The sequence below is a fragment of the Streptomyces sp. NBC_01384 genome, assembly GCF_045040035.1.
In the GTDB taxonomy this organism is placed as follows: Bacteria; Actinomycetota; Actinomycetes; order Streptomycetales; family Streptomycetaceae; genus Streptomyces.
In genome coordinates, this window is the sequence record NZ_CP109559.1 from 8,925,577 (window position 1) to 8,937,401 (window position 11,825).

15 protein-coding genes are annotated in these 11,825 nt (G+C 70.8%); 5 read left to right on the forward strand and 10 right to left on the reverse strand.

Annotated features, from left to right (window positions below; all coding sequences use genetic code 11):
• Positions 1 to 13 precede the first annotated feature (13 nt).
• The 4 genes from OG747_RS41005 (at position 14) to OG747_RS41020 (ending at position 2,153) form a co-directional block, all read left to right on the forward strand.
• The gene (locus OG747_RS41005; RefSeq protein WP_405884413.1) at positions 14 to 367 is read left to right on the forward strand and encodes a DUF317 domain-containing protein; all 354 of its coding nucleotides are present in this window, start codon (positions 14 to 16) and stop codon (positions 365 to 367) included.
• Positions 368 to 471: 104 nt separating this feature from the next.
• On the forward strand, positions 472 to 762 hold the full coding sequence (locus OG747_RS41010) for a hypothetical protein (protein ID WP_112438311.1): 291 nt from the start codon (positions 472 to 474) through the stop codon (positions 760 to 762).
• A 15-nt stretch (positions 763 to 777) separates the two neighbouring features.
• Positions 778 to 1,599, forward strand: a complete 822-nt coding sequence (locus OG747_RS41015; protein ID WP_405884414.1) for a DUF317 domain-containing protein — start codon at positions 778 to 780, stop codon at positions 1,597 to 1,599.
• Positions 1,600 to 1,745: 146 nt separating this feature from the next.
• Entirely contained in the window at positions 1,746 to 2,153 is a 408-nt protein-coding gene (locus OG747_RS41020) for a hypothetical protein (RefSeq protein WP_405884415.1), read from the forward strand.
• Between the two features lie 57 nt (positions 2,154 to 2,210).
• Here OG747_RS41020 and OG747_RS41025 read toward each other — a convergent pair whose 3' ends face one another.
• The 10 genes from OG747_RS41025 to OG747_RS41070 form a co-directional block, all read right to left on the reverse strand.
• Entirely contained in the window at positions 2,211 to 2,903 is a 693-nt protein-coding gene (locus tag OG747_RS41025) for a hypothetical protein (RefSeq protein WP_405884416.1), read from the reverse strand.
• A gap of 79 nt (positions 2,904 to 2,982) precedes the next feature.
• Complete coding sequence (locus OG747_RS41030; RefSeq protein WP_405884417.1) at positions 2,983 to 3,426, reverse strand: hypothetical protein; 444 nt, start codon at positions 3,424 to 3,426, stop codon at positions 2,983 to 2,985.
• A 205-nt stretch (positions 3,427 to 3,631) separates the two neighbouring features.
• Entirely contained in the window at positions 3,632 to 5,371 is a 1,740-nt protein-coding gene (locus OG747_RS41035) for a mobilization protein (protein ID WP_405884418.1), read from the reverse strand.
• Between the two features lie 15 nt (positions 5,372 to 5,386).
• On the reverse strand, positions 5,387 to 5,998 hold the full coding sequence (locus tag OG747_RS41040; protein ID WP_405884419.1) for a MobC family plasmid mobilization relaxosome protein: 612 nt from the start codon (positions 5,996 to 5,998) through the stop codon (positions 5,387 to 5,389).
• The gene (locus tag OG747_RS41045; RefSeq protein WP_405884420.1) at positions 5,995 to 6,231 is read right to left on the reverse strand and encodes a hypothetical protein; all 237 of its coding nucleotides are present in this window, start codon (positions 6,229 to 6,231) and stop codon (positions 5,995 to 5,997) included. Before OG747_RS41045 ends, OG747_RS41040 begins: the two co-directional genes overlap by 4 nt.
• Positions 6,232 to 6,317: 86 nt before the next feature.
• Entirely contained in the window at positions 6,318 to 6,509 is a 192-nt protein-coding gene (locus OG747_RS41050) for a hypothetical protein (protein WP_212726578.1), read from the reverse strand.
• Positions 6,506 to 8,101, reverse strand: a complete 1,596-nt coding sequence (locus OG747_RS41055; protein WP_405884421.1) for a hypothetical protein — start codon at positions 8,099 to 8,101, stop codon at positions 6,506 to 6,508. The genes OG747_RS41050 and OG747_RS41055 overlap by 4 nt, the downstream gene beginning before the upstream one ends.
• Positions 8,098 to 8,739 (reverse strand): WhiB family transcriptional regulator, encoded by a 642-nt coding sequence (locus OG747_RS41060; protein ID WP_405884422.1) that lies wholly within the window; start codon positions 8,737 to 8,739, stop codon positions 8,098 to 8,100. Before OG747_RS41060 ends, OG747_RS41055 begins: the two co-directional genes overlap by 4 nt.
• Positions 8,740 to 8,899: 160 nt before the next feature.
• Positions 8,900 to 9,598 (reverse strand): hypothetical protein, encoded by a 699-nt coding sequence (locus OG747_RS41065; protein WP_405884423.1) that lies wholly within the window; start codon positions 9,596 to 9,598, stop codon positions 8,900 to 8,902.
• 7 nt (positions 9,599 to 9,605) lie between these two features.
• Positions 9,606 to 10,496 carry a helix-turn-helix domain-containing protein gene (locus tag OG747_RS41070; protein ID WP_405884424.1) on the reverse strand — a complete coding sequence of 297 codons (891 nt, stop codon included), beginning with the start codon at positions 10,494 to 10,496 and terminating at the stop codon, positions 9,606 to 9,608.
• A gap of 883 nt (positions 10,497 to 11,379) precedes the next feature.
• On the opposite strand from OG747_RS41070, the gene OG747_RS41075 reads away from it, so the two are divergent.
• Complete coding sequence (locus OG747_RS41075; RefSeq protein ID WP_235613867.1) at positions 11,380 to 11,820, forward strand: XRE family transcriptional regulator; 441 nt, start codon at positions 11,380 to 11,382, stop codon at positions 11,818 to 11,820.
• Positions 11,821 to 11,825: the final 5 nt, after the last annotated feature.

Sequence of the window (11,825 nt, forward strand, 5' to 3'; positions counted from 1 at the left end):
GAGGTGATTGCCCGTGACCGTAGCCCCTGTGGGCCCCGGTTTCTCCACCACCGTCGAAGCCCTGCGGCTGCGCGAGTGGCAGCTCGGCCCCGGCCAGCCCACGCTGGTCATGGACCAGTTCTCCGCAGAGGACTTCCACCTGGTTGTGGATGACCGCGCGGACGTACACGTCAGCTCGAAGGACGGCAGGTTCTACCTCGGCTGGTTCCCGCTCGGGCGTCCCGGCACGGACGGCGAGGGATGGAAGATCGCCGTCACCGGCACGGCCAAGGTGCCCGGCTACCGCCTGTCGTTCGATACCCAGACGCCGGCCGACATCGTCGCCGCCGCCGTGGCACGTGTACTGGAGACCTCACGTCGCGTATGACCGTGGTGACTCCCACTGGTAGCCCGCACTCGCAGGGCTGTCCTGCGACCGATGGCCGGTCCGTGCCATCGGTACTCGTTGCTCCTCACCCCAGGAGGCTGTTCGTGACGTCCCCGGAGATGACCGTCGGCGATCTCATCGACCTGCTGTCCGGCTGCGACCGGAGTGCTCCGGTCCGCCAGGCCATGAACCCATTCTTCCCGATGGCCCACCGCCTGGCGCAGGTCCTGCAGTCGGTCGACGAGACCGGACGGACCGTCGTCTACCTCGCCGAAGGACGGGACGAGGACGCACAGCTCGGCCACCTGCCGCCGGAGGTCGCCATCGAGCTGACGTGGCAGGGCCCCGTCCAGGCACCCCCGCGCCGCCCCCGCCGCCGTGCCGGCGGCAACTAGATACGCACCGAGCCCTTGGAGGCGCCCCTGTACCCCGAGTTCCCGCCCCACTCGTCCGCCCCACGCGGCGGCCAGCCCGCGTTCTGGGTCGGCCCCCGACACCTGGCCGGTGACGACGGGCGCCTCTACGATGTCGTCGCCGACACGCTCGCCGGCCTGGGCTGGACGAGCCTGACGATCGTCCGCGGACGGCATGAGCCGGACGAGGCACCGGAGGACCGCCAGGTCCTGCGCAGCACCGTCCTGCACATCAGTCCCGACGCCCTGCGGTGGGCCCAGTGGGGCCTGGCGGACGAGCCGTTCCACCTGGGCGAGCTGCCGGTCGCCTGGCAGATCTCCGCCCGAGCCGAGGCGAGCAGCCCGCTCGCCCAGTGGTCCGCCTACTTCACCCGCGACGTCCCCGGCGAGGCGGTGGCCGACTTCCTCGTCGCGCTCGACGCAAGCGACCAGCCTGCCGTGCCGCTCGCCGGAGCCGAGCTGGTCCTCGACGCTGTCGCCGCCCACGGATGGCTCCGCGACATCGACCAGCCCCAGGCGGCAGCGACGGACCCGACGTTCACCTCGCACATCAGCCTCGGCGAGGTCCCGCCCCTCATCCAGGACGCCGACCCGCGGACCCTGTCCGCCGAAGACGACGACACGGGGCCGTCTGGATGGCAGTCGTGGGCCGAGCCCGCGCTCGGCGCACCGTGTCTGTGGGCGGCATCGTTCGCCGCGAGCGTCCCGCACGATCTCGTCGCTGCCTTCGCCGCGTCTCTCAGCTCGACCGCACCGGTCCTGCGGAGGGTACTGCCCGAGGCCACCCGGGAACGCCTCCTGCGCGCGCCGGCCATCTAATGCCTCGCTCGTATTTCTCGACAAACGCAGTCCGGCACCCCCCCAGTTGGGGGTGCCGGACTTTCTTGCTTTTCGGGTGTGAAGTGGCCGATGGGTCCTCCGAGGAAGGATTGCTGCCCGATGATGGAACGGTGCAGGATGCGGCAATGCCCACCAGCCTCGGGGCCTTTCTGGTCGTCGCCCTCGTCGTCGCCGTGACGATCGCGTTGACGGTCCGTTCACGTCGCAAGCGCACGGCCGCCCTCGCGGCGCAGTGGCAGGCATTCCAGCAGCACCGAAGCTCCGGGCAGGGCCAACTCCTCCAGGTGGCACGGGTCTACCAGCGCGGTCGCCGTGGCTCCAAAGCTGTCGTGACCTGGTGCGACACCGGGCGGCAGCAGGACGCCTGGTTCTGGAACTGGCACGTCCCCGCGGGGGCGTACCTGCTCGTGAACGCCTCCAGCGGCTACGGGCCGCACAGTCACAACCCGAACGTGCTCTACGTACAGCCCGGCCAGGTCCGAGCCTGGGTGCCGGCCCAAGCCGCTCGCGCTGCTCAACGCGTCAGCCCGTAACGCACTGCTGCCCCCGACCTGTGCAGGTCGGAGGCAGCAGCGTGACGTGCACGCAGGTCAGCTGGTCGCCGTGGCCTTGACGAGGGCCTTGTCGAGGTGGCGGTCGACGAGGGCCGGGGAGCCGGAGACGACGAGCAGCAGGCTGCCGTCGCGGATCGCGGTCTGCTTGACCACGGTGCTCCGTCCCCCGGCGACGAACGTCAGGAGCTGGCTCCACCGCTCGTCGCCGCGGTGGGGTGTGGGCAGCTTCTGCGAGGTCACGTCAACCGGGGTGCCGCCCGCGACGACCTGATAGGTCGGGCAGCCGGTCATGGCGTCGAAGATCCGGTCGATGCCGTGGGACAGCTTGTTCGGGCTGTCGCTGTACAGCTCCTCGGAGATCTCCGAGGAGCTGTTGCCGTAGGTGAAGTCAGCCTTCGCCTTGTGCGGGAAGGCGAGAGTGCCGCCGGTCGCCGCGTCGCCGCCCAGCTCGCTGAGGGCCGGGCAGCCGATGACGGTGACGTCGTCGTGCTGGGCCGGACGCTCGGGCTTCGGCAGGTAGCCGCTTCCGAGGTCGCTCTGGTCGAGCAGGCGGGACCCGAGCGCGGCCGAGGAGAGCGCGACCGGATTCTGGACGGCACCGGACGGCTTTCCCGTACGGGAGGAGGAAGAGGTCTGGTGCTTGGTCCCGGTGGTGTCGGTGGAGCAGGCGGGCAGAGCGAGGAGGGCGGCGGTGATGCCGAGTGCGGTGGTGGCGACGCGAACGCGCATGGCGGAACTGACCCCTTGGTGCTAGGCGACGGGTGGTCAGTGGGGGCCCGCAGGCCCGGTGGGGTCGGAGGAGTGGTGGTCAGTATCCGAGGTGGCGCAGGCAGTCCTCGAACGTGGCGTGCGTCGCGTCCGCCGGCCCGGAGTGCCGGTTGTACCAGGCGGTGTCGATGCGAGTCTCCCGCTGCTGGTGGCCGGCTCGGCAGCGCAGCCAGATCTCACCGCGGGTGGAGAGGATGAGCCAGTCCCGGTACGCGCCGCAGTCGGCACAGGCGGCCATCTCGCCGTCGAGAACGAGGGGCTGCGCCCAGGGCATCATCTTGCCTTCGACCTGGTCGTGACTCGGCACGCGCAGTTCCGGCGGAAGGAAGTCGTCCACGACGGCGGCCGGCTCGGCGGGCTCCGGCTCAGGCGCCGGTACTCCGAAGCCGGGCGGTACCTGGCCTTGCAGCTGAGCGTGCAGCTCGGCGAACTGCCTCTGAGCTTCGGTCGGCTCCTTGGCCCGGCGGCGTATCCGGTGAAACACCCTGGCGGCCTCCTTTACCTCGTCATCTCGTCCTGTGCGCTTCATGATCGTGCCCCACGCCACCGGTGGTTTCAATTCACAAAGTCCACAGCCTCTCCGGCCAGGTCAGCAGGGGCGCTCGGCTTCTCGGGCGTATTTCGGTACGGTGCGGCGGCGTTGCCACGGTGTGCCCGATCACACGTCGTTGTACCGGCATCCGGCGGCCCTACCGGGCCTGACGCGGGCTCTCTTCTCCGCTGCGTCGCCTGCCGGGCGCGGAGGGCCTGGTGGTCGTCCCGCGCGTCGCGGACCGGTTCCCTGCGGTGCTGGTCTCGGGCAGGTGGGAGGCATCGGCGGGCAGGTCGGCGGTCCGCCGCATCCGCCACACGAGCACGTCGCTGACGGAGTCCGCAGTGCCGAGTTCACGCCGTGAGGCAACGTCGGACAGGAGGGCGGCCGGGTCGTGGCCGGCGGCTTCGGCCTCCGCGATCGTCGCCGCCAGGGCGTACCAGCCGGGCTCGGCGAGGATCTGCTCGGCCAGCTCCGGGAGCGCCTCGCGCAGCAGCTCCGTCTGCCGCTGGAGCACCGGCCGGCTCAGACGCCGGCCGCGCTGGTAGAGCACACCGAGGGGCTGGGCGGCGGCGGCCTGGTAGGCGGTGCGAAGGTGCTCGGCGGCGCGGGCGGCTGCCTCTGCCTGCTGGGCGTGCCCCTTCCTGGCATGCCAGTGCGCGGCGGCGGTGATCAGGAAGAACAGCATGTCGATCACCATCGCCGTGGTGGCGCCGTCCTCACCGCGGCCGAGGGCCGGGCCGCCCTGGACGAGGTCGCGGGCGGCCTGCCGCAGGGCTCGATCGTGCCCGCGTACGGCGCGGATGTGAGAGCGCGAGGCCCGTTCAAAAGCCGTTGCGGCGTCGCGTAGTTCGCGGCGGGTGTGGGCAGCTGAGGTCTTCGCGAGGGCGTCCAGGACCTCGCCGGCCGCGGCGATGTGGGCGGCGGCGACCGCATCGTCGCCGTGCTCGATGACGAGCACGGCCTGCCACACAGCCGATGTCGTCCCGCGGCGCGCGGCGGCCGGACTGCCCGGCCCCGTACGGATCGCCTCCTCCCGGGCAGCTGGAACATCCTGGGCCTCACCGGTCCAGCGCTCGCGGATGCGGGGCAGCGACAGGTCGGGGGCCAGGCGGACGCCGGGATAGAACACCGGCTCGCCGTCCTTGTTCAGGTCGTCGGGCAGAGCGACCTTGTATCCGAGCAGGTCGCCGGAGGGCGCGGCGCGTTTGCGGATCAGGAGGCCGGCGGCTGCGAGCCGGTCGAAGAACTCCTCGTCGCTCCTCGCGCCGGCCACCGCCCGCCGTACGGTTTCGCGCAGTTCCTCGCGTGCGGTGCGCTCACGGCCCTGGCGTTCGGCCTTGTGGCGTTCGGCGCTGGTGGGCCGCTTCGCTGCGGTGCCGTCACCCTTGTTGAGGCGCCGCAGACCCAGCTCCGCTTCGAGGAGCCGGGCTTGCGCCTGCACACGGATGGCGTCGTTGTCGAGATCAGGCTTGTACCCGTCTTCACGGACGAGGGTGGCGACGATATGGATGTGGTCGTCAGCGTGCCGCACAGCAGCCCACCGGCAGCCCGCTCCAGCCTCGGGGTCGTCGATCCCTGCAGCGGCGACCATCCGGCGTGCCACGTCGCCCCATTCCTCATCCGACAGGATCCGGTCCTCGCCGCCATTGCGCACGGACAGATGCCACACATGCTTCTTCGGGCGTTGCGACGGGTCGATGTTCTCGACGGGCTGGTCCAGTAGCTGCTGGAGCTGTTTGAGGGTCGCGGTGGCGTCGCGGCCGGGGTCGGGAGCGTTGTGGTCCCAGGAGGCGACGAGGTGGGGATCGGTGTGCTCCTCGAACTTGCCCGGTCCGTAGAGGTAGTAGAGGAGGCCGATGGTGCGCTGGCCGCGCTTTTGGATCCTGGGGATCATGGAGGTGAGGCGGTCCTAGTCCTGGTGGAGGAGTCGGTCGGTGGCGTGCTGGACGCGCTGGACGGCGCGGTCGGTGGCCGCGATGACCACGTCGAGTTCGGCCGGGTGAGCTCCGGCGTTGACCGCTCGGGCGATCTGGTTCAGGTTGTTGCCGATGTGGCCGAGGTGCCGACGGGCGGCGAAGAACTCGGCGATCACCTCACGCTCGTCGGCAACGGCACTAGCGGTTCGTTCGAGGTCACGGGCAGCAGAGAGAGCAGCACGGGCGAGGAAGCCGGCGAGGGTGAGGCCGGCGGCCTTCGCGCCGGCGGTCACGAGGATGAGTTCGTCGTCACTGAAGCGGGTGTTGCGGACGTGCGGACGTTGGCGACGTTGGTACTTGCGGCGGCGCGTGCGAGGCTGCTCACGTTCGTCCTGTGTCCCTTCTGGCTGCGATCCGCCCTCGGTCGCAGCCTCGTCGTCTGGCGTCCCCCGGCGCCGGACGAGCCCCGGCCCCCCAGGGGCGGGGGAGCCCTTGGATGCTCCGCTCAAGGCGGAGTATCCAAGGGGATAACTTGCTCGCCCCGAGACCGAGTTGGAGTCGGGATCAGGTTCCGGGGTGGTGCCGTTCTTGGGTGCGTTCGTCATCGGGATTCGGGCCTCGTGGAGCGGGTGTGGTGCTGGATGGTCGCGGCCAGCGCGAGGAGATGGGCGGGTCCCGCAAGGACGCGGACGGGTCCGTCGGGGTGGTCCTGGACGAGCCACTGGCCGGTCGGCGTGAGGACGGCAGCGTGCAGGAGTCGCTGGCGGACCAGGACGTCCGCCCAGGTGCCGGCCTCGGCGACGGTGGGCTCGGACGAACGAGGGGGACGCGGAAACACGGCGTACCTCCTAAGCGGGGCGGTGGCCCGGCACGGAGCCGGGCCACCCGTTACGGATAGGGGCTTTGAACTGGGGTTTTGTCGGTTCAGCCGCACTCGGGGCAGCGCCCGACGTGGCTGTTGAGAGCGCGCGCCATCCTCTGCTTCGTCGAGGCAGCCTGCTTCGCGCTGGACTTCGCCGCCGGCCTGCCCGCGTGCCGCTCGGAGTGAGCGAGCATGAATCCGATCTCTCGCTCGTACTCCGCGCGGGTGGTGTCGAACTGGTGGCAGGTCTTCATCGGGCGGTGCTCCTTGTCGTCGTGATGTCGTCGCTCCGCAGCTCTCGGAGGACGAAGGTGATTCGGTCGTTCCCGACCCCCATCAGGCCCTCGCGGCGGATGATTTCCCGCAGCTGTACCCGGGTGATCGCTTCGTTGCCGTCCCGTGCGAGCAGGGCGGGGAGGTGGGGGCGGACCTCCCGGACAAGCTGGCGCTCCGACTCGTCCAGCTCGCGGACCGTGCGCTGCGTCTGCGGGGAGCGGGACCGGGCACGCTTCCCCTTGTTCTTCGTCCGGGGCTTCGTGGTCGTCTTCCGGCGGAGGGGGACCTTGTGTCCCCGGTCCGCGGTGGTCTCGGTCCCGGACTCGGTGTCGGTCGGTCCCTGGTCCGCGGTGGTCTCGGTCCCCGAATTGGCGGCGCTCGGTCCCCGATGCGAATCGGGGCCCTGAGCAGGGACTTCTCGCGTGTTGCGGCTGGTCCCCGCGCCTGCGGCGTCCCCCTCCGCGGTCTCCGGATTGGCGGGACCGGTCCCCGGGACCGGGCCATTTTCCGGTGCCTTGGTCCCCACGACGGTCCCCGTTTCGTCACCTCCGGTCCCCGCGTCTGCCGATGCCTTCGAGTCCGCGATTTCGGGGACCGGTCCCCGCGGGCCGCCCGGTCCCCGGTCCGAGTCCGACTCGTCGGGACCGTGGAGATCGTGGACGGAGACCGGCACATTCGACGTTGGCTGTGAGGGGACAGTTGCTGCCGTTGTGGGGCTGTGCGCCGGGGACCAGGGAGAGGGAAGCGGGACCGTGGCGAGCGCGAGGGCGTGCCGACGTGCGGCGAGCTGGTCGAGCAGCTGTGCGCGCTGGAGGGGGTCGGTGCCGACCGAGGCCCTGCCGACCGCCTTCGACAGGCGCCGTGTCAGCCGTCGACCGTTACGGTTTCGCTGCTGCTCGGGCGTGCGCTCGGCGAGGCGGGCGGCGAGGGCGACTGCGCGGGCGGTGGCCCGGTCTCGGGTGATCTGTGCTGCGTCGCGGTCTCGCGCGGCGATACCGAGGCGGGACAGGAGCCGCTCGCGTGCCTCCCGGCCCAGGACGGCGATCAGTCCGTGGGAAGCGGCGCCGGGGGTGCGCAGGCGCAGTTCGATGCCCATGGCGAGGTGCCACAGCATCGCTGCCATGACCGGCCCGACGAAGGCGCGGACCGTGCCGCCGACAGGGCCGCTCTCGGCGTAGGCGGGGATCACCTGCACTCCGGTGATCACCCAGACCAGGGTGCCCGGCAGACCGGGGGCGCCCTGGGTGGCCAGGTTCTGCCGGGCCATGAGCGCGGTGGCGAACAGGGCGAGTTCGGCGGCGGCGAACATGCCGGCCCGCTCGGCGGTGCCGGCCATGTCGAGGTAGTCGGCGGCGAAGCGCCAGCTCGTGTCGGCGCTGTAGGCGGTGCAGCCGAGGGCGGCGAGGGCGGCGACCTTGACCGCCGGGCCGCCGAGACGTTTCTGCGGGCGGGTTCCCCGGCGCCGGATGGTCCAGGCGGTCAGCACGAGCGCGAGGGCGGCGGGCACGACGGCGGCGAGAGGGAGCGGGAGGTCCGAAGCGGCACCGAAGGCGAGGACGGGGTGGGTCATGCGGCCTTTCCGAGAGGGGCGGGCGCCGTGGTCGACGCTGCCGGGCGGGCTGCCGGCTGCTGAGTGCCGGGAGCGGCGGGCGTAGGGGTGCTCGCTGCCTTGGAGGTCTTCTTCCGCTTCTTCTTGGGGCGGGGGACGCCGTAGGTGCGGTCGCGGTCGAAGACCTTGTTGGCGGCTTGCCGGAGCAGGTCTCGGGCGTGCTTGTGGCTGATCTGCAGGGCGGCGGCGAGCCGGTTGGGCCGCCAGCCCCGGACGTAGGCGTGGTCGATGACGACCTGCCGCTCGGCCTCGGTCAGGTGCACGTCGCGTCCCTGGAAGAAGGCGGTCACGCGCCGGTAGTCGAGGCGCTGGTGCAGGCCGTCATGCAGGGGGCGCCGCTCGGCTTCGGTGAGTCCGCCCCAGATGCCGTCCTTGAGGACGTTCTCAACGGCGAAGTCGAGGCAGTCGCGGCGTACGGGGCACCAGCCGCACAGCTCCTTCGCCTCCGCGATCTCTTCGTGGTCCCGGGGCCCGGGGAAGAACACGGCGTCGGCGTCCTCGACGTCCATGCCGTGGCACGCACCGCGGGTGTGCCAGCTGGTGTCGCCGATGCCGCGCAGGCCGGTGGCCGGCAGGTCGTGGGTGGTGATGTGGCGCAAGGCGGGTCTCCGATGTGCTGCCGCGTCGGCCGGCCGGGGCGGTGCTCGGCGGGCGCGGCGTCGGGTGCCGGCTGCGGCACGAGGGCGTGCGCCGCAGCCGGTGCGGGACGGGGATGTTGTGGCGGTGCAGCGGACGGGATGCACGCGCCGGATGCGCCGGTCAGGCCATGGCGGGCTGCTGCGCCTGCTGGGCGGCGGCGAGGTCAAGGCGGCCGGGGTGCGGGGTGGCGCGCGGGGCGGTTCCGCGTGCTCCGTCGTCGGGGCCGATCCTCCGGCGGCGGCACGGCTCGCCGGGCTGGGCCAGGCACCACTCGCACCGAACGCTCAGAGCGTCGGGCATTCCCTGCGCTACGGCGGCCTCGCGGGCTGCTCGGGCTGGACGGTAGGGCGCGAGGGCGGCGCGGGCGGCGGGCGGTATGCAGGAGCCGATCTCCCGCAGCCGCGCCTCCAGCTTCGGGTCGATCCCGCCCCGGCCGCTGGTGATCGCCCGAGCCTGTGCGGGCTGGGTGGTGCCGGTGGCGACGGCGCGGCGGGTACCGGCCAGCTCGGCGGTCCAGGCGGCCTGGTCGTCCGGGTCCACGGATGGCGTTGGGTCGGTGTGCCGGGCCAGGCGGTCGCGCCGGTAGCTCTCCCACGGGCGGGCGACGTCCGCGGGCAGGATCGGGTACGGCGAGATGCGGATGTGCTGGCGGGCGGCGACGCGGGCGTCCCAGCCGTGCGGGGTGGCCATCGGCACGTCGCCGAGCAGCTCGTGCCACTGGGCGAGCTGGTCGCGGGCCTCACCCTGGTCGGTGCGGATGGTGCGGGGGTCGAGTCGGCCGATGTAGGCCAGCAGGGCGGCGATTTCGCGGCGGTCCACGGTGTGGCTACTCCGTTCCGGTCGGCTCGTCGAGGGCGGCGAGGAGAGCGGCAGTGTGGGCCTCGGCCCGCGTCATGCCGCCCGGCTGAGCGGGGTCCTTGCCAGGCACGGCGTAGAGAGTCGGGCGGCCCGAGGCGTGCTCCCGAGCGACCCAGGAGCGCCAGTCGGCAGCCCAGGCCGCCGCGGTCCGCGGTTTGAAGTCGGCGCGGTGGGCACGCCACTTCGCATCGGCTGCCTGCAGGCCCTCCTCGCCGAGGCGGTCGAGGTGTCCCTGCTGGCGGGTCCAGGCGTGGGTGGCTGGGTCGACCTGCCACTCGGCAGCCGAGGTGACGGCGGCACCACCACTGCTGTACCTACGGTTCAATTCCGGTTCACTACGGTTCTGTGTGCCGGTTTCCGGTACATCGCTGTGCCGGTTTCCGGTACGTCGAGGTGCCGGTTTCCGTCGGGACCTGCCGGTTTCCGGTACTGCCGGTTTCCGGACCCTCGCGGGGGATTCCGGTACCTCTCGCGGGCGGATTCCGCACCGTCGCAGGGCCGAGATCCGGAGTGTCAAGGCGGGCTCGGACTCGTCGGGCGACGCAGCGTGGCTGTCCTCCTGCTGCTCTCGCGGGGCCTGCGCGACGGCCTTGGCGGCGAGGGGCAGGCGGTAGACCGTGCTGCGCTGCGGGCCGGTGAGGTCGTCGAGCTGCTCCAGCTCACCGTCGTCGACGAGTCGGCTGATGGCTTCGCGCACCGTGGACACGGAGGCGCGCGTGCGCTTGGCCAGGCTGGTCAGGGAGGCCCAGGAGACGCACTGCTCGTCGGTCACCCGGTCGGCGATCGACAGCAGGACCAGGCGTGCGGTTCCCCGGCTGGAGCTGTGCTCCCACACCCACTCGCGGGCATCGCTGCTCATCGGCCGCTCCCGCTCACGAGGCGGGGCCGACGGTTTACCGAGGCCGGGGTGGGGTTCTCCGGCCCGGGTCGGGAAGGCACCGAGATGGAGGCGGCTGCCGCGCAGGCCAGGCAGTTTGGCCTTTTGCGCAGGGCAGGAGGCATGCAAGAATCCCCTTTGCAGTGTTGCCACGCTGAAGCGCCCCGTGGAAGGGATCAGCGTGGTGATAGTGGGCAATCTCCGCCCTTGCCGGGGCGGGTTATGCCGCTGAGCGTTCGGCGTCCGGGAGTTACCGCTCTCGGGCGCCGCCGCTGTATGCGGACCTACACGGTCTGGTCGGTACCTGCCGTGCTCCTCACGTTTATGGCGCCGGGCGGGCTGCCCGGGGACGACGAACATACGCACGGACCCGTGTCAAGATCCAGAGTTGGTTCTTAATCTCTGTACTAGTCGCAGAGCGTGACGACGCGAAAAGCTCTCGTAATCGCTCGCGGTTGATGGCGCGGTCTGCGGCAAAGCCTCCGGGCGGTCCATGGCCATGGTTGCCCGGAACTTGCGAAGTGCGCCAGAATGTCCGAAATAGAGCGGGCGCGCGGAATTGGCCGCACTGCCATTGCGAAGTGGATTGAGTGTTCCCACCGCCACCCCTGCACCTTCCGCTCGAAGATCAAAAACGCCCTGCAACCCCAGGCGCAACGTATGTCGCCGGGTGAATATGGCACGCGTCACGTCGGCCAGTGCGCCTCTGCCGGTAAACACGAACGGGCCGACCGAGGAGGCGCGCCTAAACGCGGAAACGTGCTGGTGAGGAAGAACTATCCATATTCAGGATCGGTGCGTCAACTGGTGTTAATGGTGGAGTACAGTGACTCAACCCGAATGAACCCGCGTCCCGGAAAGGATCATGAAAGAGTTGACAAAGGAGCCGATGAGTCCGCGCGCGCGGAAGCTCAGCGAGCGGCTCAACCGCCTGTTTGACGTGGTGCACCCGCCTGATCGCGGCCCATACAGCAATGCCGAGGTGGCCGAGCTGATGGCCGCGCGAGGGCTTGAAACGGTGACGTCCACCTATCTGTGGATGCTGCGCACCGGACGCCGCGATAATCCGACGATGCGTCATCTCGAAGCGCTCGCAACGTTTTTCGGTGTTCCTGCCGCCTACTGGTTCGACGATGAAGTCGCCGAAAAGACTGCGCAGGAGCTGAAGTTGCTGGAATTGCTCCGCGATTCGAAGATCAAAAACGTTCTCCTTCGTCTCTCCGATGTCTCGGCGGACGGGAAGGACGCGGTTCTCGGTCTCGTGGACGGCGTGCGAAAGATGGAGGGGCTTCCGCCCTCCAACTAGCCGAC